We start from the raw sequence: 26983 nt of genomic DNA, 5'->3' as shown, positions 1-26983 counted from the left end.
GCTCTGAATAGGTTGCCTTCGGCAACAAAACCATGTGACGAGCGAGACCCTCCCGGAGGCATCCATGACATTGGCGAGGTGGTGCGACCTATGAGCGACGCGCCCATCCTCCTGGAGATGCGCTCCATCACCAAGGAGTTTCCCGGGGTCAAGGCCCTCTCCGACGTCAACCTCGTCGTGCGCGCCGGAGAGATCCACGCCATCTGCGGCGAGAACGGCGCCGGCAAGTCGACGCTGATGAAGGTGCTCAGCGGCGTCTACCCGTACGGCACGTACGACGGTGACATCGTTTACCAGGGTGCCGAGACCCGCTTCCACGACATCCGCGGCAGCGAGCACGCGGGCATCGTGATCATCCACCAGGAGCTCGCGCTCATCCCGGACATGTCGATCACCGAGAACATCTTCCTCGGTAACGAGCCCCGCCGGCGCGGCGCGATCGACTGGAAGGCCGCCAACCGGATGGCGCTGGACCTGATGGCGCGGGTCGGCCTGCAGGAGGACCCCGACACCCTGATCAAGGACATCGGCGTCGGCAAGCAGCAGCTCGTGGAGATCGCCAAGGCGTTCGCCAAGGACGTCAAGCTGCTCATCCTGGACGAGCCGACCGCCGCGCTGAACGAGGCCGACTCCCGGCACCTGCTCGACCTGCTGCGCGGCTTCCGCGAGCGGGGCATCACCTCGATCATGATCTCGCACAAGCTGAACGAGATCGAGGCGATCTCCGACCAGATCACGATCCTGCGCGACGGCCGGACCGTCGAGACGCTGGACATCAAGGCGGACGGCGTCGACGAGGACCGCATCGTGCGTGGCATGGTCGGCCGCGAGCTGAGCAGCCGGTTCCCGGACCACACGCCGAAGATCGGCGAGGTCTTCTTCGAGGTGCGCAACTGGAACGTGCGGCACCCGATCTCCGCCGAGCGCCAGGTCTGCAAGAACGAGAACTTCGTGGTGCGCCGCGGCGAGATCGTCGGCTTCGCCGGCCTGATGGGCGCCGGCCGCACCGAGCTCGCGATGAGCGTCTTCGGCCGGTCCTACGGCGTCTGGGAGTCGGGCACGATCATCAAGGACGGCAGGGAGATCGTGCTCAAGTCGGTGGCGGACGCCATCGCGCACGGCCTCGCGTACGTCAGCGAGGACCGCAAGGCGATCGGCCTCAACCTGCTCGACGACATCAAGACGTCGACGGTGGCCGCCAAGCTCTCCAAGATCACCCGCCGCGGCGTCATCGACGAGGTCGCGGAGTACAAGGCGGCCGAGGGCTACCGCAGGGAACTGCGCACCAAGGCGCCCACCGTCGACGAGGGAGTCTCCAAGCTCTCCGGCGGCAACCAGCAGAAGGTCGTCCTGGCGAAGTGGATGTTCACGGACCCCGACCTGCTGATCCTCGACGAGCCGACCCGCGGCATCGACGTGGGCGCGAAGTACGAGATTTACGGCATCATCCAGCGGCTCGCCGACCAGGGGAAGGGCGTCATCGTCATCTCCTCGGAGCTGCCTGAGCTGATCGGGCTCTGCGACCGCATCTACACCGTGTTCGAAGGCTCCATAACCGGCGACATCCCCCGGCAGGACGCGGACCCGGAGACCCTCATGAAGCAGATGACCTCGACGAAGAAGATGCAGACGCGATGAGCCGATTCAAGGACCTTCAGAAGAACCTCTTCGGAGGCACCACCTCCAACGCCCGTCAGTTCGGGATGATCTTCACCCTCGTGGCGATCGTCGTCCTGTTCCAGATCCTGACCGACGGCCTGACCCTGCGCTCGGACAACCTGATCGCGTTGTTCCAGCAGAACTCCTACATCCTGATCCTCGCGATCGGCATGCTGATGGTCATCGTGGCCGGGCACATCGACCTCTCGGTCGGCTCGGTCGCCGCCTTCGCCGGCATCCTGGTCGCCAAGTCCATGGCGGAATGGGACCTCCCCTGGCCCCTGGCCATCGTCTTCGGCCTCCTGGTCGGCGCGGCCATCGGAGCCTGGCAGGGCTTCTGGGTCGCCTACATCGGGGTGCCGGCGTTCATCGTGACGCTGGCCGGCATGCTGATCTTCCGTGGCGGTAACCAGTGGATCGGTAACGCGAGCACCGTCCCGGTGCCCGAGGGCTTCTGGTCGATCGGCTCGGGCTACCTGCCCGAGGTCGGCCCGAAGACCGGTTACAACAACCTGACGCTGCTGCTCGGCGTTGCGGCCTGCCTGGCCGTCGTGTGGCGCGAGGTGCAGTCCCGCCGGACCCGCCACGCGATGGACGCCGACACCGCTCCGATGTGGATCTCGGTCCTGCGCATCGCCGTCATGGTCGGCGTGATCCTCTTCGCCACCCTGCGCTTCGCCAGCGGCCGCGTCGGCACCAGCTTCCCGATCTCCGGCATCATCCTGGTGGCGCTGGTGATCCTGTACTCGTTCTACACCCGCAACACGGCCGGCGGCCGGCACATCTACGCGGTCGGCGGCAACTCGCGCGCCGCCGAGCTGTCCGGCGTCAAGCTCCGCCGGGTCAACTTCCTGGTCATGATGAACATGTCCGTCCTGGCCGCCCTGGCCGGCATGATCTTCGTGGCGCGTTCACAGGCCTCCGGCCCGCAGGACGGCATCGGCTGGGAGCTGGACGCGATCGCCGCGGTCTTCATCGGTGGCGCGGCGGTATCCGGCGGCATCGGCACCATCAGCGGCTCCATCGTCGGTGGTCTCGTCATGGCCGTGCTCAACAACGGCCTGCAGCTCCTGGGCGTCGGCTCCGACCAGGTCCAGGTCATCAAGGGTCTGGTCCTGCTGCTGGCCGTCGCGCTCGACGTCTACAACAAGAGCCAGGGGCGCTTCTCCATCATCGGAAGCATCATGCGCCCGTTCCGCCGGGAGGCGCCCGCCGTACCGGCAACATCGTCGACCGCGGGCCACGAACCCGCCAAGACGACGGTGTCCGGCTGACGGTCACCGACCCCTCTCACCACCCGCAACACCCATCACCCGTATCACCTCTCTGAAGAAGGGCATCACCCCCTCATGCGTACTTTCTTTGCCAAGACGGTGGCCATCGGCGCCATCTCGATGCTGGCCCTCACGGCCTGCGGCGGCGGTCGTGACGACGAGTCCGGCACGGAGGCCCCGGCCAAGGGCTTCGCGGCCAACTCCCTGATCGGTGTGGCTCTGCCGGCCAAGACCTCGGAGAACTGGGTCCTCGCCGGTGACCTGTTCACCAACGGCCTGAAGGAGGCCGGCTTCCAGAGCGACGTGCAGTACGCCGGCGCGTCGACCACGGTCGCCGACCAGCAGGCGCAGATCACCGCCATGGTGACCAAGGGCGCGAAGGTCATCGTCATCGGCGCGACCGACGCCGCGCAGCTGTCGACCCAGGTCGCCGCGGCGCACAAGGCCGGCGCGAAGGTCATCGCGTACGACCGCCTCATCACCAACACGCCGGACCTCGACTACTACGTCGCGTTCGACAACTTCAAGGTCGGCCAGCTCCAGGGCCAGGCCCTGCTGGACGGCCTCAAGGCCAAGAAGGCGACCGGCCCGTACAACATCGAGCTCTTCTCGGGCTCGCCGGACGACAACAACGCCGGTGTCTTCTTCAACGGTGCGATGGACGTCCTCAAGCCGGAGATCGACAAGGGCAACCTCGTCGTCGCCTCGAAGCAGACTGACGTCAAGCAGACCGCCATCCAGGGCTGGAAGGCCGAGGGTGCGCAGGCCCGCATGGACCAGCTGCTGACCGCCGCCTACGGCAGCAAGACGCTGGACGGCGTCCTCTCCCCGAACGACACGCTGGCCCGCGCGATCATCACCTCGATCAAGGGTGCCGGCAAGCCCGTCCCGGTCGTCACCGGCCAGGACTCCGAGGTCGAGTCGATCAAGTCGATCATGGCCGGCGAGCAGTACATGACCATCAACAAGGACACCCGGACCCTGGTCAAGGAGACCATCAACATGGTCAAGGCGCTCCAGACCGGTGGCACCCCGCAGGTGAACGACCAGAAGTCCTACAACAACGGCAGCAAGGTCGTCGACACGTACCTGCTCCCCCCGGTCGCCGTCACCAAGGCGAACGCGGCCGAGGCGTACGCGAACGACCCGAAGCTCGCGCCGCTCACCAAGTAATCAACGCAACGCAGGGTAGTAACTGACGACCCTTGGGTCCCCGGAGCTCGTCTCCGGGGACCCTTCGTCGTCGAGACGCCGACAAGGTCGGCGGGAAGCACACAGGCCCGTACCGCGGTACCGATCCGGAAGGCAGGTCCCGACCGTGCCGACACCCGCGCGGTCCGGACCGCATCCGGAGGCGCCCGCGGCGCCCGGCGCCGGCCAGGAGGAGATCCGCCGGCAGAACCTCGGCGCCGTGCTGCGCTACGTCCACCTGCGAGGCCCGACCTCCCGCGCCGAGCTGACCATCCGCCTCGGACTCAACCGCAGCACCATCGGGGCGCTCGCCGCCGACCTGGCGGCCACCGGGCTGGTCACCGAGGAGGCGCCGACCACCGCGCGCCGGGCCGGCCGGCCCTCGCTGGTGGTCAGCCCCCGCTCCGGCGGCGTCTACGCGCAGGCGCTGAGCATCGAGTCCGACCGGCTCCGCGCCGCCTGCGTCGGCCTCGGCGGTCGCCTCCTGGACCTGCGCGAGGTCGGCCGCCCGCCGGGGATGCCGCCCGCCGACGCGGTCGGCCCGCTGGCCGCCCTCGTGCGTGACATGGAACGCGGCCTCGCCGAGGGCGCCCGGTGCGCGGGCGGCGCCGTGGCCGTGGCGGACACGACCCGTGACGCCGACGGCCGGATCCGGATCGGTCGCGCCGACGCGGGGCTGGGCGCCGCCCTGCACGCCGAGTTCCCGCCCGGGCCGGGCTTCGTCGCCGGGGACCTGGCCGACATCGCCGCCCTGGCCGAGCACGTCCGCGGAGTCGCGGTGGGCCTCGAGGACGTCGTCTACCTGCACGGCGACCTCGGCGTCAGCGCCGGCATCATCGCCGGCGGCCGGCTCGTCTCCGGCCATCGCCGGCACAGCGGCAAGGTCGGCCACATGGTCGTGAACCCGAACGGCCTGCCGTGCGGCTGCGGTTCGCGCGGCTGCTGGGAGACCGAGATCTCCGCGGCCGCCCTGCTGCGGCACGCCGGCCGGGAGCCCGCGGAGCCCGGCGCGGTGGGTGAGGTGCTGCGCGCCGCCGCGCGCGGCGAGCGTACGGCCCGCGCGGCGGTCGATCGGGTCGCCGACTGGCTGGGCCTCGGCGTGGCCAACCTGGTCAACGTGGTCAATCCCGGCCTGGTGGTCTTCGGCGGCTCGCTGCGGGAGGTCTACGCCGCCGGCGCCGGCGTGGTGCGGGGCCGCCTCGACGGGAGCGCGCTGCCCGCCTCCCGCGAGCGCGTTCGGCTGCGTGCGGCGGCGCTCGGCCGCGACGCCGCCCTGATCGGCGCGGCGGAACTGGCCTTCGACCAACTGCTCGCGGACCCGCTGAACGCCGGGGTTGCGGTGCAGGAGGAGACTGGACACGGATCTACCGACGGAGGCGTTCCATGACCGGATCGACGGCGAGCGCGGCGACCGACCGCTGGTCGGCCCAGCTGATGTGGCTGCTGCCGCCGCTGCTCGAGCTCCCGGTCGCGGTCGCGCTCTGCTCCGGCGTTCCCGAGGTGGCGCACCAGGCGGCCTTCGGCTCGCCCGCCACCCAGGTGGTGCTGCTGCTCGCCCTCGCCGCCGCGGTGTGCGGTTTCGTGGCCGTCGTGCGGGGCACGGCCGGCGTGACGCAGGCGGCGATCGGGGGAGTGCTCTCGGTGGCCGCCGGCGCGGTCGCCGCGGTCGGCGCGGGCTTCCTGGCCGGCGGCGTGTTCCGGGTGCTGGGCCTGCTGCTGGCGCACTCCGCGTTCTCCATCGCGATGCTGGCCCGCGCCACGCTGCGCCGCCCGGCCGAGGCCTGACCCCCCGGGTACCGCCGCGGCGTCAGTACCGCCGCCGCGCCGTCAGGCCGGGCAGCAGGGAGAGACCCGCGATGACGGCGCCCGCGACCATCGCCAGATAGCCGAGGACCAGGACCTCGGGTCCGCCGCCGAAGGCCAGCGCGCCCAGCACCAGCACGAAGGTGAGCAGCGCGGGCAGCGCGGTGAGCACCCAGGCCGCCGTCTTCTGCGCCGGGCTCCACCGCGGCGAGCCGGAGACCAGCAGCAGCCCGGCGAGGGGGCAGATCACCGGCAGCACCACGGATCCGACGGTGAGCAGCGCTATCCCCGCGTACTCGAGATGACCGGAGGGTGCCGGCCCGGCCGGCGGCGCCGGCGCGGGCAGGGCAGGCCGCCGCAGGTGGGCCGGGACCCGCCCGCGGCGGGCGGCGGCCGCGAGCGACTCAGGAGGGCCCAGCCGGTGCAGGATCAGCTGAGGGTCCTCGATCGGATCGGCGGCGGAGGTCCGGCGCATCGCGATGTAGTCGGCGACCGTGGCCATCAACTCGTCGCGCAACCCCGGCTCGAGGTCCTCGCTGGCGGCCCAGAGCGCGGCCAGGTAGTCGAGGACGAGGACGTCCGTGTGCACGAGCGGCGCCGTGTCGTAGTGGTGCGGTACGGACGTCATCCGGTTTCCCCCTGAGCTCGAGCGCGGCAGTGCAGTCAGCATTCCGCCGCGCCGCCCCGGTACACATCCGACCGGGGACGGAGAAGCCCCGGCGCCCTCTGCCTTTCGGCTGATCCGCCGTGCCGGCGTCCGTGAGCGACGACATGTTGTGATCTGACCCACAGGGCAGGGTTTCCCTTCACCCGATATCCCCGCGGCCGATGCACACACCATGGCCGACGACACGCGTTCATTCACGCGCTATGTGTGGATCAACGCGGGTCTCGCCGCCACGAGTCTGCTCTGGTACGTGCTGTACAGCACGGTCGGTGCGGGACACGTGGCCATCGCCTACGCGGCCGCGCCGCTCGAGGGCTGCGTCGCCGTCGCCGCCCTGTTCGGCCTCTGGCGTACGGTGCGCGGCAACCCGGTCGCCCGGCGGTTCTGGGGCGCCCTGCTGGCCGCCGCCGTCTCCATGACCCTCGGCTACCTGGTGATGGGGGTCCACGCGGCGTTCTACTCCGTCCGCGGCATGCCGCCGGACATGCCGCTCGTGGCCGCCGCGGCCATCGCCCTCGGCTTCACCCTCGCCATGTGGGCCGTCGGCCGGGTGCCGGTCGGCACCTCCGGCGCCGCCGAGCGCTGGCGCATGAACCTGGACCGGATGGTCGCCTGCCTGGGCTGCGCGACGGTGCTCTGGCACTTCGGGCTCGCACCGATGCTGACCGCGGACGAGCGGTGGAGTACGCAGACCCTGTCCCTGATCGGCCTCGCGTTCCTGCTGTCCATCGGCGGCGTCACCAAGGTCTCCTACCTCGGCGACGGCGCGGTCGACCGCACGGCGATCCGGATGGTCGCCGCCGTGGGCCTGACCGCCGCCGGCGTGGCCGTGCTCGCCGCCACCTTCGGGCACGACGGCGGGGTTCCGGCGCAGGCCGTGGTGCTGCCGCTGGGACCGGTGCTGCTGGTCCTCGCGGTCCGGGTGCAGGCCAAGGCGGCCCTCGGCCACCGCCGCATGTCGCGCCGGTCCTCGACGCTGCTTCCCTACCTCGCGATCGCGGCGGTGGACCTGCCGTTGATCGCGGTCGCCGCGGGACCCCTGCGCTGGCCCGGGCGGGTCTCGCTGGTCGCCGCGGTGCTGATCAGCATCCTGGTCGCGATCCGCCAGTTCGTGGTCTTCCGCGACAACCGGCTGCTGCTGCGCGACATCCGCGGCCAGGAGGTGAGGCTGCAGCACGAGGTCAGCCACGACGGCCTCACCGGCCTGGCGAACCGGGCCCGGTTCCGCGACGCCCTGCACGCCGCGCTCGTGGCCGAGCGGCCCGCGACCGTGCTGCTCGTCGACCTGGACGACTTCAAGACCGTCAACGACTCGCTCGGCCACGACGTCGGCGACCACCTGCTCGTCGCGGTGGCCCGGGTGCTCGCCGACCAGTGCGGCGCCGACGCCCTGCCGGTGCGCATCGGCGGCGACGAGTTCGCCGTGCTGCTCGTCGGCGGGACGACGGTAGGCGAGACCGTCGCCCAGCGCATCCTCGACGCGCTGAGCCGGCCGATCAGCGAACACCGGCTGCTCGTGCAGGCCAGCATCGGCATCACGACGGTCGTGCCGGGCGCGACGGTGGACGGCGTGCTGCGCGACGCCGACATCGCCATGTACGCGGCCAAGCAGCGCGGCAAGGCGGGCCACGTGCGCTACGCACCCGGCATGGAGGAGCCGGTGCTGGCCCACATCCAGCTCGGCGGCGAGATCCGCCGGGGCCTCGACGCGGGCGAGTTCCGGGTCGTCTACCAGCCGCTGCTGGCGCTGGACACCGGCCGGATCGTCGGCGTCGAGGCGCTGGTGCGCTGGGACCACCCGATCCGCGGCACCGTGCCGCCGATCGAGTTCATCCCGGCCGCCGAGCGGACCGGCCTGATCGTCGAGCTGGGCCGCTTCGTGCTGCGCGAGACCTGCCGGCAGACCGCGGCCTGGCTGGCCGAGTTCGGCCCCGACGCGCTGCAGCGTCCGGCCGTCAACGTCTCCGCCCGGCAGCTGCACGACCCGGACTTCGTCGCCGACGTGCTGGCGGCGCTCGCCGACAACGGCCTGTCCACCGACCGCATGGTGCTCGAGCTGACGGAGTCGGCCGTGCTGCGCGGCAGCCAGGTGTCGCAGACCCTGCACGAGCTCGCCCGCCTCGGCATCAAGCTGGCCCTGGACGACTTCGGCACGGGGGAGTCGTCGCTGAGCCTGCTGCGCGCGTTCCCGGCCGCGATCGTCAAGCTGGACAAGTCGTTCGTCGACGGCATCGAGATCGACGACGCGAACCCGTCGGCGCGCGACGCCCGCCAGGCGGTCGCCCGCGCGGTCGTCCAGCTGGCGAACGCGCTGGGGCTGGAGGCGGTGGCCGAGGGGATCGAGAACGAGGCTCAGGTGGAGCAGCTGCGCGCCCTGGGCTACACCCTGGGTCAGGGGTATCACCTGGCCCGGCCGATGGCCGCGGGGGACTTCACCGCCCTGCTGGCGGCGCAGCACCTGGCGGCACAGCACAAGGCCGTCACCGCCTGAGACACCTCTCGGCGGGCGGACAGTCCGTTGCGGACATATGCTCGGCGCGCCGCCTCGACGCGGCAGGTGAGCTGCGCGAAGCACTCCGGAGCGGGCGATGTCCGGCGTGTCCACATCGGCCAGACTCACGGCATTGACGGGGACTTATGCAGGCTCCCAATCAAACTTTTGCATATTTCGAAGATTCTTTTCGCCACTCAGGCGAAACAAGCCATTAACATCAGCAAGCGAACGACTTCGATGCAACAAAAGTGCTCCGGCGTGGCGCACGGCTGGAAAGCCGCCGCCTGATCGGCCGCTTCCGCGCGCCCACGTCAATCCCGCACCACCGACCGGGAGGCAGTGCAAGCGATGCAGAACGAGTCAACAGTCAGCCGCCGAAACCTGATGGGCGCCGCGGCGGCCGGTGCCGCCGTGATCGGCACCTCCGCCGTCCTCGCCTCGCCGGCCAGCGCGGCGAAGGGCGGCCGCGGGCCGTCCCGGGTGCCCCGCGACAGGATCAGCGTGCAGCTCTACACCCTGCGCGACCAGCTCAACATCGACCTCGACGGCAGCCTCGCCGAGCTGGCCGAGATCGGCTACCAGCGGGTCGAGCATGCCGGCTTCGTCGGGCGCACGGCGGCGCAGTTCCGCGCCGCGCTCGACCGGGCCGGCCTCAGGGCGACCTCCGGGCACGTCGGGATCCCGCAGCCGTTCGACGCCTCGGCCTGGCAGGCGGCGCTCGAGAACGCGCACATCGTCGGCAACAAGTACATCGTGCACCCGTTCTTCGGCGTCGGCGCCGGCGGCGCGCCGATCCGCGACGGCTCGGTGTACCGGGCGTTCGCCAAGGACCTGAACAAGGCGGGCGCGCTCGCCCGCCGGGCCGGGCTCAGCTTCGGGTACCACAACCACCACAACGAGTTCGCCCGCCAGGACGGCGGCAACCGGACCGGCTTCGACATCCTGACCAGCGAGACCGATCCCGGGCTCGTGCACCTCGAGGTCGACCTCTTCTGGGCGTTCCGCGGCGCGAGCGACCCGGTGGACCTGATACATCGGCACCGCGGCCGGATCCGGCAGGTGCACGTCAAGGACCTGGCTCCCTCCGGCAGCTTCGCCGACCCGGGCCAGGGCCTGATCGACTTCGGGCGCATCTTCGAGCACTCCCGCGAGGCCGGCCTGGTCGAGTACATCGTGGAGCGCGACGACGCCGGCACCCCGCCGCGCACCCCCGCCGACGCCCTGACCACGGCCGAGGTCGGCTTCCGCTACCTCGACACCCTCCGGTTCTAAGGGGAGAGGCGAATGAAGAGACTGCCGACCGCCGCAGCCGTTCTGGCGCTGGTCGCGACGGCGCTGACGGTGCCGTCGGCGCCGGCCACCGCGCGGGCCGCCGCGCCGCCGCCGGACTCCGCCTTCCAGAAGGTGACCCTCAACGACTTCCCGGGCGAGCCGATCGCCCTTGCCGTGCTGCCCGACAAGCGCGTTTTGCACACCTCGCGCAAGGGCGAGGTACGCATCAACGACCCGAGGAGCGGCCGCAACATCCTCGCCGCCACGATTCCCGTCTACCAGCACGACGAGGAGGGCGTGCAGGGCGTCGCGATCGACCCGAGGTTCACGCAGAACAGGTGGGTCTACATCTACTACTCGCCGCCGCTGAACACGCCGGCCGACGACCCGGCGACGCCGTCGGTCAACGAGGGCAACGCTCCGGAGCAGGGCACCGCCGCGGACTTCGCCCGCTTCAAGGGCGTGATGCGGCTGTCGCGGTTCAAGCTCAACGGCAACACGCTCTCGCTCGCCACCGAGCAGAAGATCATCGAGGTCGGCACCGACCGCGGCATCTGCTGCCACGTCGGCGGCAAGATCGACTTTGACGCGCGGGGCAACCTGTACCTGTCGACGGGTGACGACACCAACCCGTTCGCCTCCGACGGCTACGTGCCGATCGACGAGCGGCCCGACCGCAACCCGGCCTTCGACGCGCAGCGCACCGCCGCCAACACCAACGACCTGCGCGGCAAGCTGCTGCGGATCAAGGTCGGCGGCAACGGCGGCTACACGATCCCGAAGGGCAACCTCTTCAAGCCGGGCACCGCGTACACCCGCCCGGAGATCTACGCGATGGGGCTGCGAAACCCGTTCCGCTTCGCGGTGGACAGGAACACCGGCGTGGTCTACGTCGGCGACTACTCGCCGGACGCGAACTCGCCGAACCCGGCCCGCGGCCCTGCCGGGCAGGGTCGCTGGATGGCCGTCGACAAGCCCGCCAACTACGGCTGGCCATACTGCGTCGCTCCCGGCCTGCCGTACGTCGACTTCGACTTCGCGACCCGGACCTCGGGCGCGCCCTTCGACTGCGCGGCGCCGGTCAACGACTCGCCGAACAACACCGGCAGGCGCAGGCTCCCGCCGGTCGAGAAGGCCGAGGTCATCTACTCGTACGGCGCCACGCCCGCGTTCCCCGAGCTCGGCACCGGCGGCATCGGGCCGATGGGCGGCCCGGCGTACGACTTCGACGCGCGGAACAGATCGGCCACGAAGTGGCCGAGGTACTACGACGGCAAGCCGCTGTTCTACGAGTGGACCCGCGACTACGTCAAGGGCTTCACCCTCGGCCCGGCCAATCAGGTCACCTCGATCGAGCCCGTGCTGCCGTCGTTCGTCTTCGACAACCCGATGGACCTCGAGTTCGGCCCGGACGGCTCGCTCTACGTGCTCGAGTACGGCGACGGCTTCTTCTCCGAGAACCCGGACGCCCAGCTCGCCCGCATCGACTACGTGCGCGGCAACCGGACCCCGATCCCGCGCGTCTCGGCGACGCCGACCAGCGGCGCGGCGCCGCTGACGGTCACCTTCTCCAGCGCCGGCACGACCGACCCGGACGGTGACAGCCTGCGGTACGCGTGGGACTTCAACGGCGACGGCGTGGTCGACTCCCGATCGCCGAATGCGGTGTACACGTTCACCGAGAACGGCAACTATCGGCCGACGCTCAAGGTCACGGATCCGACGGGTCGCTGGGCTTCGGCGGAGGTCATTCTTCCGGTCGGGACCCTGGCGCCGGTCGTCACCCTCGTGTCACCGAGCGAGGGACAGCCGTTCGAGTTCGGTGACACGGTGAACTTCGAGGTCAACGTGGTCGACGACCAGCCGGTCGACTGCTCGAAGGTCACGGTCACCTTCATCCTGGGCCACGCACAGCACGGCCACCCGCTGTCCACGGCGGCCGGCTGCACCGGCTCGATCACCACGTTCATCGACGGCGGCCACAGCGGCGCCGAGGGCCTGACCGCGGTGTTCGTGGCGGAGTACACCGACTCCGGCACCCCGCCGCAGAGCGGCTCGGACCAGGTCGTCCTGACCCCGGCCGAGGATTGAGGCTCGGTAACTGGCCGGGGTCACCGTCGTCACTCACGACGGTGACCTCGGCCGTTTGCCGCCCGCCGGGCCGTGGATTGCGCCACGCTGGTGGTCGTGGGGACGCACCTGGAGCAGTGGTGGGCGCAGTTCCTCCGAGCGTCCGACCATTTCGACGCCGCGTACCTGGTGGAGGGCATCAGCGACCTGGTCGGCCCGCACATCGGTGCCCCGTTGCTGCGCCGCGAGGTGCAGATCGCCGCGGACAGCGTGGTCCGTCACCTGGAACGCCCCGCCATCGCCGAACGGGCTGAGGCGGCCGAGGAGGCCACCAAGCGCCTGATCCGGACCCTCGAGCGGATCAGGGACAGCGCGACGGGCTCGGAGATCGCCACGGACGAGGCGGCCATCGTCGCACTGGCCCTGCGCGGCGAGTACGCCGCGGCGGCCGCGGCGGCCGAGCCGGTGGTCGGCACCGCGAAGCTGCAGCGGCTGTTCGTGACGGCGCTGCGCCTGGAGCGCTTCGACATCCCGATGACCCTGCGCCTGCTGGACGGCGGCCAGAACCCCGAGGACGCGGTGCGCTCGGGGCACCTGCTCGGCAAGTACGGGTGGTGGCCCTCCTGGCTGCTGCGGGTCGTCACCGAGCGGGCCCTCGCGGGAGCGCTGGACGAGCAGACGGTCGTTGCGCTGGACCGGTGCGCGTACGCGGAGCTCAACCCGCTGCAGGCGAACCTGGCCCGCAAACTGCTCGGCGGCAACGAATCCCTCATCGACACCGCGGCGCAGCGAATGGTCGCACTGGGCGAGCCGGATGCGGCGGCCGCCCTCCGTAAAGGCGACATCAATGCGGTCGCATTGGCCGCTCGCCTCATTTCCAGCTGACGTAAGTAGGACGGGTATCGGCCGAATGGCCTACCGCAGCGGTGGCGTGCGTGTTTGTGACTCAGAGTATTGCTGTTGTTACAGTGTCGGGCATGCCGAGATGGATGGATAATCCCGCTGGGCGGCTGGGTGCATTCCTTGAACTGTTGCACAGTCGAAACGGCGACAAGACCATCGGAGAAGTGCTGGGATTGGCGGAGGACGCCGACGAACCATTAGCGGTAGCACTGAGAATTCTGGAGATCGGGCGCCTGGCGCAGGCGACCCGGTCGGCGGTGGAGGGCCTGCCCGACGAGGAGGATCCGGCCTTCCTGCTGCAACACTTCCACCAGGTAGAGACTCTCGTCAAGCGGCTGACCGACGACGTGGTGAAGGGGGCGGCCACCTATGCGGCGACCGACCTTTTCGCCGCCAAATTCATTATTCCGGTGCCGTTGGACGGCGCGGCGCTGTTCGGACTGGAAGCGGCCTCGAGGGCTCTGCACCGATGCTGCCCGGAACCGGCGATCGGTCCCGAGCATCTGGATTCACTGATCCATGATGTCCGGGAATTGATTGATGCGGTCACCGGCAGCCCGACGCTCTCCGCGGAGGCAAAGACGTTTCTCGTCCGCCGCCTCCGGGACATAGAAACCGCGCTCCTCGGGTCGCGCATCACCGGATCAGTCGATCTTGAAGACGCGCTGGATTGCCTTACCGGCGCATTCGTGCGGCGCGAGGATATTAGGGAACCGGGGCTGCTGGGAAAGATCAATACGTTTTTCCAGAGGCTGGTCCTCGCGGCGCAGGGCGCGGAGAGCATCGCCGGCGCGACGACCACGACCGTCGGGGCGATCGAGGCCATCGCCAGGTTTCAGGGCGGACAGTAGGCACGGGCCCGGCCGTCGCGGGACGGCCGGGCCCGTTGATCGAGCCACCCGGATGGCTACGCGCCGCCCTTCGTCAGCGTCACGGTCTGCGGCTGGAACGCCGCTCCGGTGACCTCAACACCCGCCGACCTCGCCCGGCTCAACGCCTGCTGGATGTAGTCGTTCGTGTAGGCCTGTCCCTCCGGCTGCTTGGTCAGCACGGTGTCGCCGGTCTGGTTCTTCGTTCTCATCGACAGGTCGATCGTCCGATCCCAGTCACCCTCGTTGATCAGGCCGATGCCGCCGGCCACCGGCCAGATCAGCTTGTTGACCTCGTTCATCTGCCAGAGCTGGTGGCTCTTGCCGAGCTTCGAGCCCTTCTTCACCACCAGGTCGCGGCACGCCTCCGCGTTGTCGCGGCAGTACGCCCAGCCCTTGATCGTGCCGAGCAGGAACCGCACCGTCTGCTCCTGGTACGCAGGGTCGCTGAGCTTGCCGGTGTTGGCCCACACCGCGTCCTGCAGCATCGACGTGCCGACCTTCTTCCAGTCGATGACGGTGAAGTCCTCCGGCGTGTACAGCTGGCCCGTCGCGGGGTTCGTGGCCTCCAGCAGCTGGGCGTACTCGTTGTAGCTCATCGCCTGTGCGAGGTCGATCTCCTTCTTGAGCAGCGCCTGCATGTCGAACTGCTGCTGCACCAGCGTGACGTCCCGGCCCGGGTTGAGCCCGGCCTTGGTCATGCCCGCGAAGAGCTCGAACTCGTTGCCGAAACCCCAGTTGCCGACCTTCTTGCCCTTGAAGTCCTCCGGGCCGGTGATCCCGCTGTCCTTGAAGGCCACCTGGTACGTGCCGGAGCGGGCGAAGATCTGGCCTACGTCGGTGATCGCCGCGCCCTGCTCGCGCGAGGCCAGCGCCTTGGGCACCCAGGCCACCGCGTAGTCGGCCTTGCCCTGTGCCAGCACGGTCTGCGGCACGATGTCCACGCCGCCCTCGAGCAGTTGCACGTTGAGGCCCTGCTCGGAGTAGAAGCCCCGGTCGACGGCGGCGATGTAGCCGGCGAACTGGGCCTGGTAGAACCACTGCAGCTGCAGCTTGATCGGGGTGAGCGCGCCGCTCGCGCCGGGCGCGGGGGTCGACGGGGTGTCGGCGGTGCCGCACCCCGAGACGACCAGCACCGAGGCGAGCGCGGCGGCGGACAGCAGGCGGAATCTTCTCACTGTGGATCCTCCGAATGACATGGCGGACAGGGTGAGGACGGAAGGGAGCGTCAGGAGATGAGCCGGGTTCTCCAGGGCATCGCGAGCCGCTCCAGCAGGAGCGTCGATAGGTAGAAGACGAGTCCGAGCAGGCAGGCGCCGACCACGAAGGCCCAGGCACGGGAGTAGGCGGTGAACGCGGCGGCGGAGGTGATCCGCGAGCCGAGCCCGTTCTGCAGGCCGCCGAAGTACTCGGCGACGACCGCGGCGATGACGGCCAGCGACGACGCCTGTCGCAGGCCGGTGAAGACGAAGGGCAGCGCGCCCGGCAGCCGGACCAGCCGGGTGAACGTCCAGCCGCCCGCGGCGTAGCTGGTCATCAGCTCCCGGTGGGTCGGGTCGATCTCGCGCAGCCCGCGCAGCGTGTTGATGAAGACCGGGAAGAACACGATGATCCCGGCGACCAGGCGGCGCGGCACGCTCGAGGTGGACTCGAACATGTTGTTGAGGATCGGGGCGAGCGCAATGATCGGCAACGCGTTGAGCACCGCCGCGAGGGGGATGGAGACCTCGGACATCAGCCGGAAGCGGCTCGCGGCCATCGCCGCGAGCACCCCGGCGACCGTGCCCCAGGCCAGGCCGATGAGCGCGTTGAGGCCGCTGGCCATCGCCGCGTCCCAGACGTTGCCGCGCTGGGCGACCAGCTCCTGGTAGATCGCGGACGGCGCCGGCAGGATGAACGGTGCGATCCGGCCGAGCGAGACCACCAGCTCCCAGGCGACCAGGGCGACGATGCCCAGCACGACGGGCGGGGCGACGCGCAGCACCTGCCTCACGGCGTCGCCGCCGGGGAGATCCCCGCGGCGCGTGGCGCCGGGGCCGGTCCGAGTCCCCGCAGGACGCGGCGGACCGTCGTGATCGCCTCGAAGTAGGCCGGCGACTGCCGGGCCGCGTCGTCGCGCGCGGGCAGTTCGATGTCGACGGTGGCGGCGATCCGGCCCGGCCGCGGCGACATCACCACGACCCGGTCGGACAGGAAGACCGCCTCCGAGATGGAGTGCGTGACGAAGACCGTGCTGGTGCCCGTCTTCGCGCAGATCGCCAGCAGCTCCGACTGGAGCCGCTCGCGGGTCATCTCGTCCAGCCCGCCGAACGGCTCGTCCATCAGCAGCAGCGGCGGGTGCACGGCGAGTGCCCGGGCGATGGCGACGCGCTGCTGCATGCCGCCGGAGAGCTGCGCCGGATAGTGCCGGGCGAAGTCGGCCAGCCCGACCAGCGCCAGCATCTCGGCGGCCCGCGCCCGGCGTTGCGCCCGAGAGGCGCCGCGCAGCTCCAGCGGAAGCTCCACGTTGCGCTGCACGGTCCGCCACTCGAAGAGCCCGGCCTGCTGGAACGCGATGCCGTACTCCTGGTCGAGCCGGGCCTTCGCGGCCGGCTTGCCGGCGACCTCGACCGTGCCCTGCGACGCCGGGATCAGGTCGGCGATCAGCCGCAGCAGGGTGCTCTTGCCGCAGCCGGACGGGCCGATCAGCGAGACGAACTCGCCGTTGCCGATGACCAGGTCGATGTCGGACAGGGCGGTGACCTCGTCGGGCCGGCCGGAGTTGAAGACCTTGGTGACTCCGGCGAGCGACACGGCGGTCACATCGTCACCACCCGGACGTGGTGCCGGTTCCGCATGAGCGGCAGCTCCAGCAGGCTGACCAGGGCGGCGACGACGAGGCCGAGCAGGGCCGCGCCGAACATGGCGGTGTACACCTTCGCGGGATCCGAGGTGGCCTCCCGGGAGTACTCGATGATGAGCCGGCCGATGCCTCCGCGCGTACCGGTGGAGATCTCGCCGACCACCGCGCCCACGACGGCGGCCGCGCCGGCGAGCCGCAGCGCGGGGAAGAGATAGGGCAGCGACGCCGGCAGGCGGAGCTTGACCAGGGTGCGCCACCAGCCGGCGGCGTAGCTGCGCATCAGCTCGACCCCGGCCGCCGGCGGCGACTGCAGGCCGCGCAGCATGCCGACGGCGACGGGGAAGAATGCCAGGTACGCGGCGATGACCGCCACCGTCATCCAGTCCTCCCAGGGATACGGTCCGAACGAGAGGTTCCCGCTCCAGCCGGCGATCAGGGGCGCGAGGGCGACCAGCGGCACCGTCTGCGACAGGATCACGTAGGGGAGCAGGCCGCGCTCGACGATCCGGAACCGCTGCATGGCGACCGCCAGCAGCAGGCCGATCGCCGTGCCCGCGACGAAGCCGACGGCGGTGATGCCGAGCGTGAAGAGGCTCGCGCTCAGCACCACCTGCCAGACCGGCCGCCCGCCGGTGATCTCCGGGCGGCCGAGCCGGCCGAGCATGTCCCACACATGCGGCATCGACAGGTCGTCGGCCCGGGGCAGGATCCGGACCCCGAACAGCACGGTCCCGTCCGGGTTGCCGACCGCCTTGTAGCCCTCCCAGAGGGCCGCCAGCGCGACCAGGCCGATCAGGGCGCTCAGCAGCCGTCTCACGAGACCCCGGCAACCGACATCGCCGGAATGATCTTCTCGCCGTAGGCGCGCAGCGTTCCCTCCTTGTCGTCGTGCTGCAGATACACCGCGAACTGGTCGACGCCGAGGGCGCGCAGCTCCTCGAGCCGCTTCAGGTGGTTCTCGATCGGGCCGAGGATGCAGAACCGGTCGACCACCTCGTCCGGCACGAACGCGGTGTGCGTGTTGCCGGCCCGGCCGTGCTCGGCGTAGTCGTAGTCCTGCCGGCCCTTGATGTAGTCGGTAAGCACCTGCGGTACGGCACCGTCGGCGCCGTACCGCGCGACGATGTCGGCGACGTGGTTGCCGACCATGCCGCCGAACCACCGGGTCTGGTCGCGCTGGTGGGCGATGTCGTCGCCGACGTACGCCGGCGCCGCGACGCAGAACTTGATGGCGTCCGGGTCGCGCCCCGCACGGGCGGCGGCGTCCCGGACCGTCCTGATCATCCAGGCCGCGATGTCCGGGTCGGCCAGCTGCAGGATGTAGCCGTCGCCCACCTCGCCGGCCAGCGCCAGGGCCTTCGGGCCGTACGCCGCCACCCACACGTCGAGCCGGCTCTCGGGGGCCCAGGTGAACTGGAGCTCCTGCCCGCGAACCGAGACCGCCTCGCCGCCGGCCAGGCCCTTGATGACGCCGATGCTCTCCCGCAGCTGGGCGAGGGAGTTCGGCTGCAGGCCCAGCACCCGCAGCGCCGAGTCGCCGCGCCCGATGCCGCAGATCGTGCGGTTGCCGTACATCTCGTTGAGGGTGGCGAACTGCGACGCGATGACCGTCCAGTCCCGGGTGCCCGGGTTGGTGACCATCGGACCGACCATCACCCGCCGGGTGTCGGCGAGGATCTTGCTGTAGATGACGAACGGCTCCTGCCACAGCACGTGTGAGTCGAACGTCCACACGTGGCTGTAGCCCAGGTCCTCCGCCTTCTTCGCCCACTCGACCACTTCGGTCGCGGGCGGGTCGCACTGCAGAACGACTCCGATGTCCATGCCGCTCACCGCACCTTCGGGAAGCCGAGGTCGACCTCCGAGGTGGCCGGGTCCGGCCAGCGGGAGGTGACGACCTTGCTCCGGGTGTAGAACTGGATGCCCTCCGGGCCGTACATGTGCAGGTCGCCGAAGAGCGAGGACTTCCAGCCGCCGAAGCTGTAGTACGCCACCGGCACCGGCACCGGCACGTTGACGCCGACCATGCCGCAGTTGACGTCGTACTGGAACCGCCGGGCGGCGCCGCCGTCGCGGGTGAAGATCGCCGTCCCGTTGCCGAACTCGTTGTCGTTGACCAGTTCGAGCGCCTCCTCGTAGGTGTCGGTGCGGACCACCGACAGCACCGGGCCGAAGATCTCGTCGGTGTACAGCGGCGAGTCCGTCGGCACCTTGTCGACAAGCGACGCGCCCAGGAAGAAGCCCGGGCCGTCGCTGATCGGGGCCTCCCGGCCGTCGACGACGACGTCGGCGGTGCCGGCGGCGGCCAGGTAACCCGCCACCTTGTCGCGGTGCTCGCGGCTGATCAGCGGGCCCATCTCGGCGGACGGGTCGCTTGCCGGGCCGACCGCGATCCGGCCGATCCGGTCACGGATCGCCGCGACGAGCGGATCGCCGACCGCGCCGACGGCCACCACGACCGAGACCGCCATGCAGCGCTCGCCCGCCGAGCCGTAGCCGGCGCTGACCGCGGCGTCCGCGGCCGAGTCGACGTCCGCGTCCGGGAGCACGACCATGTGGTTCTTCGCGCCGCCGAGCGCCTGTACCCGCTTGCCGGCCCGGGTGCCCTGCTCGTAGATGCTCTTGGCGACCGGCGTCGAGCCGACGAAGCTCAGCGCCTGCACGTCCGGGTGGGCGATCAGCGTCTCGACGGCCTCCCGGTCGCCCTGCACGACGTTGAACGCGCCGTCCGGCAGCCCGGCCTGGCGCAGCAGGTCGGCAAGCATCAGCGAGACGGACGGGTCCTTCTCGCTCGGCTTGAGCACGAACGTGTTGCCGCAGACCAGCGCGTTGCAGAACATCCACATCGGCACCATGGCCGGGAAGTTGAACGGCGTGATGCCGGCGACCACCCCGAGCGGCTGGCGGATCGAGTAGACGTCGACCCCGGAGGAGGCCTGCTCGCTGTAGCCGCCCTTGAGCAGGTGCGGCGCGCCCGCGGCGAACTCGATGTTCTCCAGCCCCCGGGCGAGTTCGCCGCCCGCGTCCGCGACGGTCTTTCCGTGTTCCTGGCTGACCAGCGACGCGATCTCCTTGCGGTTCGCGTCGACCAGTTCCCGGAAGCGGAACATGACCTCGGAGCGGCGGGACAGCGACGCCGCCCGCCACTCGGGGAAGGCCCTCGCGGCGGAGGCGACGGCCCTCGCGGTCTCGTCAGCGGTCGCCGCCACGACGTACGCCTGCTGCTCGCCGGTGGCCGGGTCCCAGACCGGTAACCGCCGCCCGCCGCCGCCGGAAACGGCGGCGCCGTCGAGCCAATGTTTGATCTCACGCATGTGGCCCCCTAGACCAGGTAGTCCGAAAGTCCGCGGCGGACGTACCGGCCGTGACCCTTTCGTCCCTTGTACTCATTGCCCTGCACGACGACGGCGCCGCGGGAGATGACCGTGTCGACCTTCCCGGCGATCTCCCAGCCCTCCCATGCCGAGTAGTCCATGTTCATGTGGTGGGTGGACGCGCTGATCCGGGTCCGGCCGTTCGGGTCGTAGAGCACGATGTCGGCGTCGGAGCCGGGCGCGATGATGCCCTTCTTCGGGTACATGCCGAACATCCGCGCCGGGGTCGTCGCGATCGTCTCGACCCAGCGGGCCAGCGACAGCTTCCCGTCGACCACGCCCTGGTACAGCAGGTCGACGCGGTGCTCGACGCTGCCGATGCCGTTCGGGATCTTGGAGAAGTCGCCGAGCCCCAGCTCCTTCTGGTCCTTCATGCAGAAGGGGCAGTGGTCGGTGGAGACGACGGCGAGGTCGTTGGTGCGCAGGCCCCGCCACAGGTCGGCGCGGTGGCTCTCGTACTTGCTGCGCAGCGGCGTCGAGCAGACCCACTTGGCGCCCTCGAAGCCGGGCGCGCCGAGCTGGTCCTCGAGCGTCAGGTACAGGTACTGCGGGCAGGTCTCGGCGAAGACGTTGCGGCCGGCGTCCCGGGCGGCCGCGACCTGTTCGAGCGCCTTGCTGGCGGACAGGTGCACGATGTAGAGCGGGCAGTCCGAGGCCACGCTGGCCAGCCAGATCGCCCGGCTGGTCGCCTCGGCCTCCAGCTCCTGCGGCCGGGTCACGCCGTGGTAGTACGGGTCGGTCTCGCCGCGCTCCAGGGCCTGCTTGACCAGGACGTCGATCGCCGGACCGTTCTCCGCGTGCATCATGATCATGGCGCCGTTGTCGCGCGCCTTCTGCATCGCCCGCAGGATCTGCCCGTCGTCGCTGTAGAACACCCCGGGGTACGCCATGAAGAGCTTGAAGCTGGTGACGCCCTCGTCGGCGACCAGCTGGTCCATGGCCTTGAGCGCCTCGTCCGTCACCCCGCCGAGGATCATGTGGAAGCCGTAGTCGATGTGGCAGTTGCCCTCGGCCTTGGCGTGCCACGCGGCCAGGCCGTCCTGCACCACCTCGCCGTAGCGCTGCACGGCGAAGTCGACGATTGTGGTGACCCCGCCGAACGCCGCCGCCCGGGTGCCGGTGTCGAAGGTGTCGCTGGCGGCCGTGCCGCCGAACGGCAGCTCCATGTGGGTGTGCGCGTCGACCGCGCCGGGGATCACGTACCGGCCGGTGGCGTCGATCGTCTCGACGCCCTCCGGCCCGCGGCCCGGTGCGAAGACCGCCGCGATGGTCTCGCCGTCGACCAGCACGTCCGCCGCGGCGGCGCCGGTCGGTCCGACGACCGTCCCGCCCTTGATCAGGTAGCTCGTCATCACGGGGCCACCAGACCGTCGTAGCTGTCGGGGCGGCGGTCGCGGTAGAACGCCCACCGGTCGCGGACCGTGGCCAGCAGGTCCAGGTCCAGGTCGCGGACGATCAGCTCCGGGTTGTGCGTGTCTGCGACCTCGCCGACGAACTTGCCCTCCGGGTCGACGAAGTACGACTGGCCGTAGAAGTCGTTGTCGCCGAGCTCCTCGATGCCGGTCCGGTTGATCGCGCCGACGAAGTACTCGTTCGCCACCGCGCTGGCCGGCTGCTCGAGCTGCCACAGGTACGACGACAGGCCGCGGCTGGTCGCCGACGGGTTGAAGACGATCTGCGCGCCGCCCAGGCCCAGCGCGCGCCAGCCCTCGGGGAAGTGCCGGTCGTAGCAGATGTAGACGCCGACCTTGCCGACCGCGGTGTCGAACACCGGATAGCCCAGGTTGCCCGGGCGGAAGTAGAACTTCTCCCAGAAGCCCTTGACCTGCGGGATGTGGTTCTTGCGGTACTTGCCGAGGTAGCTGCCGTCCGCGTCGAGCACGGCGGCGGTGTTGTAGAGGACGCCGGGCTGCTCCTGCTCGTACATCGGCAGGATCATCACCATGCCGAGCTCGGCCGCGAGCGCCTGGAAGCGCTCGGTGGTCGGCCCGGGGATCGACTCCGCGTACTCGTAGTACGCCGGGTCCTGCACCTGGCAGAAGTAGGGGCCGTAGAACAGCTCCTGGAAGCAGATCACCTTCGCACCCTGGGCCGCGGCTTCGCGAGCGTAAGCCTCGTGGGCCTTGATCATCGATTCCTTGTCGCCCGTCCAGTTGGTCTGGACGAGGGCGGCCCGGATGACATTGCTCATGGGTTTGCCTCCTCAGTCGTGCTCTCCCGGCCCTCGCCGCAGCTCGCGAGGGGTCTGTGCGCGCGTCCCGGTTCGGTGGTGGCGTGGGTCACCCCACGATTGTGATCGTCCGTCCACCGTCTGTCATCGTCCCCAGCTCATCGCTTGACATCAGAGGCCGATGCCGTAGCACACTAATGACACAGCTTCAGGCGGACAATCACTCGCCTGTTATCAAATGTTTCGGAGACGTAATTTGCCTTCAGTCCGGTCAGGGGCGTCGGTGGGGCGTTCGGACGGCGTGCTCGGGCTCGTCGCGGGGGCGGTCGACGACCGCAGCGCCCGGGGGATAGCCGCGGCCGTCAGCCGTCTCGTCACCGCGGGTGACCTGCCGGTCGGGGCGCGGCTGCCAACGGTGCGCGACGTCGCCCGGGCGCTCGGGGTCAGTCCGACCACGGTGAGTGAGGCCTGGCGCAGCCTGGCCCGGGCCGGGGCGATCCAGACCCGCGGCCGGTCCGGCTCCTTCGTCACCGTTCCGGTCCTGCCCCGCCAGCGTCTCCGGTACGCACAGCTGGGCGGCCTGCTGCCCGGGGTCGTCCGGGACTACTCCACCGGCGTACCCGACTACGATATGTTACCGAGCCTCGCCGAGGCGCTGAAGCGCGTAGGCGACGCCAGGCTCACCACGAGTTACCTCGAGGGGCCAGTGCTGCCGCCGCTGGAGACGGTGCTGCGGCAGCGGTGGCCGTACCCGGTGGAGCAGCTGACCGTGGTCGACGGCGCGCTCGACGCGATCGACCGGGTTACCGCGCACCTGGTCCGCTTCGGCGACCACGTCCTGGTCGAGAGCCCGGCCTTCCCGCCGGTGCTCGACCTGCTGGAGGCCGTCGGCGCGACCGTGGTCGGCGTGCCGGTCGACGAACAGGGCATGTGCCCGCAGGCGCTCGGCGAGGCGCTGCGCGACTACGACCCGGTGGCGGTCTACCTGCAGCCGCGGGCGCAGAACCCGACCGGGGCCAGCCTGAGCGCGCGGCGCGTCGGCGAGCTCGCGGACGCGCTCGCCGCGTACCCGGAGGTCACGATCGTCGAGGACGACCACGCCGGCGACATCGCGACCGCGCCCCCCGTCAGCCTCGGCACCCGGCTGCCGGACCGGACCGTGCACGTGGCCGGCTTCTCCAAGAGCCACGGCCCCGACCTGCGGCTGGCCGCCCTCGGCGGCCCGGCCGCGCTGATCACCGCGGTGGCCGACCGCCGGCTGCTGGGACCGGGCTGGTCCAGCCGGCTGCTGCAGGCCGTCCTGCTCGACCTGCTCACGTCCGCCCCCGCGATCGCCCAGGTCGCCGCGGCCCGCGACGTCTACGCCCGGCGCCGCGCCGCGATGCTGTCCGCGCTTGCCGCCCGCGGCGCCACCGCCGTCGCCGCGGACGGCATCAACCTCTGGCTGACCGTCGAGGACCAGCAGATGGCGATGCTCGCGCTCGCCGCGCACGGCATCGCCGTCGCGCCCGGCGCGCCCTTCGAGGTCACCCCGCGCGGCACCGAGCACGTACGGGTGACCGTCGGCCTGATCCGCGACGACTTCGACTCCCTGGCCGAGATTCTCGCCTCCGCCGCCGGCGCGACCTCGCGCGGCAGCGGCCACCGTTCCCGCCCGCACCCGCTGGGCTGGCGCTAGCTCACTTGGAGGACTCCGTGACCGATGACCTGCTCGCCCGGCACCAGGCCGTGCTGCCCTCCTGGGTGACGACCTACTACGGCGACGACGCGATCGAGCTGGTGAGCGGCTCCGGCCGGCGCGTGACCGACGCGAACGGGCGCACCTACCTGGACTTCTTCGGCGGCGTGCTGACCAACATGCTCGGCTACGACATCGCCGAGGTGCGCGAGGCGGTCGAGCGGCAGATCGCCACCGGCATCGTGCACAGCTCCACGCTCTACCTGATCCGCCGGCAGGTCGAACTCGCCGAGAAGATCGCCCGGGTCTCCGGCATCCCGGACCCGCGGGTCTTCTTCACCAACTCGGGCACCGAGGCGAACGAGGCGGCGCTGCTGTTCACCACCAACCACCGCCGCTCCAACCAGATCCTGGCGATTCGCAACAGCTACCACGGCCGCTCGTTCGCGGCGATGGCGATCACCGGGCACCGCAGCTGGTCGGCGAGCGCGCTCAGCCCGGTGACGGTGTCCTGGCTCAACTCGGGCGACCGGCTCCGCGGCCGGATGAAGGGCCTGTCCGACGCCGACCACATCGAGGCGGCGGTCGAGGATCTGCGCGAGGTCCTCGCCACCACGACCTCGGGCGACGTGGCCGCGCTGATCGCGGAGCCGATCCAGGGCGTCGGCGGCTTCGTGCACGCGCCCGACGGCCTGCTCGGCGCGCTGAAGAAGGAGCTCGACAACCACGGCATCCTGCTCATCGCCGACGAGGTGCAGACCGGCTGGGGCCGCACCGGCGACCACTTCTGGGGCTACCAGGCACACGACGTGCAGCCGGACCTGATCACCTTCGCCAAGGGCATCGGCAACGGCTTCGCCCTGGCCGGCGTCGTCGGCCGCGCGGAGCTCGTGAACGCGGTCCCGGCGACGAGCTTCTCCACCTTCGGCGGCAACCCGGTCTCGACGGCGGCGGGCAACGCGGTCCTCGACTACGTCCTTGACCACGACCTGCAGGCCAACGCCAAGCGTACGGGCGCGATCCTGCTCGACGGCCTGCGCGAGGCGGTGGCGGACACGAAGATCGTCGCGGAGGTACGCGGCCGCGGCCTGATGATCGGCGTCGAGTTCGTACACCCGGGCACTACCGACCCGGACCCGGCGGCGACGATGCGCGTGTTCGACGGGTGCCGCCGGGGAGGCCTGCTGGTCGGCAAGGGCGGCCTGTACGGCAACGTCCTGCGCATGGGCCCGCCGCTGACGCTGACCGACGACGAGGCCCGCGAGGGCCTGGCGATCCTGGTCGACGCGATCCGCGCGGCGGACGCCGAGGCGTTCTGAGTGGACTTGCGGTGTCACCGCGGAGTGACCCCGCGGTGACCTTCGGCCAGCCTCACCTGTGATGTCGGCGGTGATTCCGATGTGTTACCCGTAGCCTCTTTTTCTGCTTGATCGCGCCAGCCACTATCTGCGTGTGACAGACACTTCCGTGGTTCTCGCCCTCGTGGTCGTCACCGCGCTCGGGTTCGATTTCACGAACGGGTTCCACGACACCGCCAACGCGATGGCGACCTCCATCGCCACCGGCGCACTCAGGCCGAAGGCCGCCGTCGCCCTCTCCGGCATCCTCAATCTCATCGGGGCGTTCCTGTCCGTCGAGGTCGCGCTGACCGTCACGAACGCCGTCGTGAAGATCCAGAGCTCGAGCGGCGCCCCCCGGCCCGAACTGCTCGCCGACGGCGGGTCCGCGCTCCTGCTGATCGTGCTCGCTGGCCTGGTCGGCGGCATCGTCTGGAACCTGCTGACCTGGCTGCTCGGGCTGCCCTCCAGCTCCTCGCACGCCCTCTTCGGCGGCCTGATCGGCGCCACCGTCGCCGGCCTGGGCTGGGCCGGCGTCAACTGGAACGGCGACGGCAGCAAGCTCGACGGCGTCGTCGGCAAGGTGATCCTGCCGGCACTCATGTCGCCGGTCATCGCCGGCGTCGTCGCCGCGTCCGGTACCTGGCTGATCTACCGGGTCACGGTCGGGGTCGCACAGCGGTACACCCGGCACGGCTTCCGCTGGGGGCAGATCGGCGGCGCCTCGCTGATCTCGCTCGCGCACGGCACCAACGACGCGCAGAAGACGATGGGCGTCATCACGCTCGCGCTGATCGCGGCGGGCGACTGGACCGACACCGGGAACATCCCGTTCTGGGTGAAGGCCGCCTGCGCCGTGGCGATCGGGCTCGGCACCTATCTCGGCGGCTGGCGGATCATCCGTTCCCTCGGAAAGGGCCTGGTCGAGATCACCCCGCGGCAGGGTCTCGCCGCCGACTCCGCGTCGGCGACCGTGATCCTCGCCTCGAGCCACCTCGGCTTCGCGCTCTCCACCACGCACGTCGCGACCGGCTCGATCCTGGGCTCGGGCGTCGGGCGCCCCGGCGCCCAGGTGCGCTGGCGGGTGGCCGGCCGCATGTTCGCGGCGTGGCTGATCACGCTGCCCGCGGCCGCGATCGTCGGCGCCCTGATGTGGTGGATCGGCAACCTGCTCGGCGGCGGCCTGGTCGGGTCGACGGTCGTCTTCGTGATCCTGCTGGTCCTGGCGGCGTCGATGTACCTGCGGTCGCGCCGGGTCCGGGTGGACCACCACAACGTCAACGACGACTGGGACGGCGCCCCGGCCGCCGAGCCGGCGCCGGCCGGCGAACCGGCGCCGGTCGCCGTCGAGTCCGTGCCCGCCCGCGCGGCGAGCTGAGA

22 protein-coding genes are annotated in these 26983 nt (G+C 70.6%); 13 read left to right on the top strand and 9 right to left on the bottom strand.

Going from position 1 to position 26983, the window contains the following annotated elements:
* Window positions 1-90: 90 nt before the first annotated feature.
* The 5 genes from mmsA (at window position 91) to AB0B58_RS28875 (ending at window position 5909) form a co-directional block, all read left to right on the top strand.
* A complete protein-coding gene (gene mmsA / locus AB0B58_RS28895) occupies window positions 91-1638 on the top strand; it encodes a multiple monosaccharide ABC transporter ATP-binding protein (protein ID WP_360229895.1) in 1548 nt (515 codons plus the stop codon).
* Window positions 1635-2933, top strand: coding sequence for a multiple monosaccharide ABC transporter permease (gene mmsB / locus AB0B58_RS28890; protein ID WP_360229893.1), 1299 nt, complete (start codon window positions 1635-1637; stop codon window positions 2931-2933). Before mmsA ends, mmsB begins: the two co-directional genes overlap by 4 nt.
* Window positions 2934-3008: 75 nt before the next feature.
* Window positions 3009-4106, top strand: coding sequence for a sugar-binding protein (locus AB0B58_RS28885; RefSeq protein ID WP_360229891.1), 1098 nt, complete (start codon window positions 3009-3011; stop codon window positions 4104-4106).
* A 145-nt stretch (window positions 4107-4251) separates the two neighbouring features.
* A complete protein-coding gene (locus AB0B58_RS28880; RefSeq protein WP_360229889.1) occupies window positions 4252-5511 on the top strand; it encodes an ROK family transcriptional regulator in 1260 nt (419 codons plus the stop codon).
* Entirely contained in the window at window positions 5508-5909 is a 402-nt protein-coding gene (locus tag AB0B58_RS28875; protein WP_360229887.1) for a hypothetical protein, read from the top strand. The genes AB0B58_RS28880 and AB0B58_RS28875 overlap by 4 nt, the downstream gene beginning before the upstream one ends.
* Window positions 5910-5931: 22 nt before the next feature.
* On the opposite strand, the gene AB0B58_RS28870 is transcribed toward AB0B58_RS28875, so the two are convergent.
* A complete protein-coding gene (locus AB0B58_RS28870) occupies window positions 5932-6555 on the bottom strand; it encodes an HAAS signaling domain-containing protein (RefSeq protein WP_360229885.1) in 624 nt (207 codons plus the stop codon).
* Window positions 6556-6766: 211 nt separating this feature from the next.
* On the opposite strand from AB0B58_RS28870, the gene AB0B58_RS28865 reads away from it, so the two are divergent.
* The 5 genes from AB0B58_RS28865 (at window position 6767) to AB0B58_RS28845 (ending at window position 14184) form a co-directional block, all read left to right on the top strand.
* Window positions 6767-9085, top strand: a complete 2319-nt coding sequence (locus tag AB0B58_RS28865; RefSeq protein WP_360229883.1) for an EAL domain-containing protein — start codon at window positions 6767-6769, stop codon at window positions 9083-9085.
* A gap of 351 nt (window positions 9086-9436) precedes the next feature.
* Entirely contained in the window at window positions 9437-10360 is a 924-nt protein-coding gene (locus tag AB0B58_RS28860) for a sugar phosphate isomerase/epimerase (RefSeq protein ID WP_360229881.1), read from the top strand.
* A gap of 12 nt (window positions 10361-10372) precedes the next feature.
* Window positions 10373-12451, top strand: a complete 2079-nt coding sequence (locus AB0B58_RS28855) for a PQQ-dependent sugar dehydrogenase (RefSeq protein WP_360229879.1) — start codon at window positions 10373-10375, stop codon at window positions 12449-12451.
* 96 nt (window positions 12452-12547) lie between these two features.
* On the top strand, window positions 12548-13315 hold the full coding sequence (locus AB0B58_RS28850; RefSeq protein WP_360229877.1) for a hypothetical protein: 768 nt from the start codon (window positions 12548-12550) through the stop codon (window positions 13313-13315).
* A gap of 92 nt (window positions 13316-13407) precedes the next feature.
* Window positions 13408-14184, top strand: a complete 777-nt coding sequence (locus AB0B58_RS28845; RefSeq protein WP_360229875.1) for a hypothetical protein — start codon at window positions 13408-13410, stop codon at window positions 14182-14184.
* Between the two features lie 56 nt (window positions 14185-14240).
* Here the strand turns inward: AB0B58_RS28845 and AB0B58_RS28840 are convergent, their stop codons facing one another.
* Genes AB0B58_RS28840 through AB0B58_RS28805 form a run of 8 tightly spaced genes read right to left on the bottom strand, consistent with a single transcriptional unit; the run spans window position 14241 to window position 22609 of the window.
* A complete protein-coding gene (locus tag AB0B58_RS28840; RefSeq protein WP_360229873.1) occupies window positions 14241-15380 on the bottom strand; it encodes an ABC transporter substrate-binding protein in 1140 nt (379 codons plus the stop codon).
* Between the two features lie 50 nt (window positions 15381-15430).
* Window positions 15431-16195: an ABC transporter permease gene (locus AB0B58_RS28835; RefSeq protein WP_360229871.1), complete on the bottom strand. Its 765-nt coding sequence runs from the start codon at window positions 16193-16195 to the stop codon at window positions 15431-15433.
* A complete protein-coding gene (locus tag AB0B58_RS28830; RefSeq protein WP_360229869.1) occupies window positions 16192-17004 on the bottom strand; it encodes an ABC transporter ATP-binding protein in 813 nt (270 codons plus the stop codon). The genes AB0B58_RS28835 and AB0B58_RS28830 overlap by 4 nt, the downstream gene beginning before the upstream one ends.
* Entirely contained in the window at window positions 17001-17861 is an 861-nt protein-coding gene (locus tag AB0B58_RS28825) for an ABC transporter permease subunit (RefSeq protein WP_360229867.1), read from the bottom strand. The genes AB0B58_RS28830 and AB0B58_RS28825 overlap by 4 nt, the downstream gene beginning before the upstream one ends.
* Window positions 17858-18868, bottom strand: coding sequence for a TIGR03842 family LLM class F420-dependent oxidoreductase (locus AB0B58_RS28820; RefSeq protein WP_360229865.1), 1011 nt, complete (start codon window positions 18866-18868; stop codon window positions 17858-17860). Before AB0B58_RS28820 ends, AB0B58_RS28825 begins: the two co-directional genes overlap by 4 nt.
* Before the next feature lie 5 nt (window positions 18869-18873).
* On the bottom strand, window positions 18874-20358 hold the full coding sequence (locus tag AB0B58_RS28815) for a CoA-acylating methylmalonate-semialdehyde dehydrogenase (RefSeq protein ID WP_360229863.1): 1485 nt from the start codon (window positions 20356-20358) through the stop codon (window positions 18874-18876).
* A gap of 8 nt (window positions 20359-20366) precedes the next feature.
* Window positions 20367-21770: a dihydropyrimidinase gene (hydA, locus tag AB0B58_RS28810; protein WP_360229861.1), complete on the bottom strand. Its 1404-nt coding sequence runs from the start codon at window positions 21768-21770 to the stop codon at window positions 20367-20369.
* The gene (locus AB0B58_RS28805; RefSeq protein ID WP_360229859.1) at window positions 21770-22609 is read right to left on the bottom strand and encodes a nitrilase-related carbon-nitrogen hydrolase; all 840 of its coding nucleotides are present in this window, start codon (window positions 22607-22609) and stop codon (window positions 21770-21772) included. Before AB0B58_RS28805 ends, hydA begins: the two co-directional genes overlap by 1 nt.
* Before the next feature lie 262 nt (window positions 22610-22871).
* Here AB0B58_RS28805 and AB0B58_RS28800 point away from each other — a divergent pair, with 262 nt between their 5' ends.
* The 3 genes from AB0B58_RS28800 (at window position 22872) to AB0B58_RS28790 (ending at window position 26981) form a co-directional block, all read left to right on the top strand.
* Window positions 22872-24266, top strand: a complete 1395-nt coding sequence (locus tag AB0B58_RS28800; RefSeq protein WP_360229857.1) for a PLP-dependent aminotransferase family protein — start codon at window positions 22872-22874, stop codon at window positions 24264-24266.
* A gap of 17 nt (window positions 24267-24283) precedes the next feature.
* Window positions 24284-25585, top strand: a complete 1302-nt coding sequence (locus AB0B58_RS28795) for an aspartate aminotransferase family protein (RefSeq protein WP_360229855.1) — start codon at window positions 24284-24286, stop codon at window positions 25583-25585.
* 133 nt (window positions 25586-25718) lie between these two features.
* Window positions 25719-26981, top strand: coding sequence for an inorganic phosphate transporter (locus AB0B58_RS28790; RefSeq protein ID WP_360229853.1), 1263 nt, complete (start codon window positions 25719-25721; stop codon window positions 26979-26981).
* Window positions 26982-26983 lie beyond the last annotated feature (2 nt).

The sequence above is a fragment of the Actinoplanes sp. NPDC049118 genome (assembly GCF_040648555.1).
Lineage (GTDB): Bacteria > Actinomycetota > Actinomycetes > Mycobacteriales > Micromonosporaceae > Actinoplanes.
Note: the sequence above shows the minus strand (reverse complement) of the source record. Positions and strands in the feature narration are given on the sequence as shown.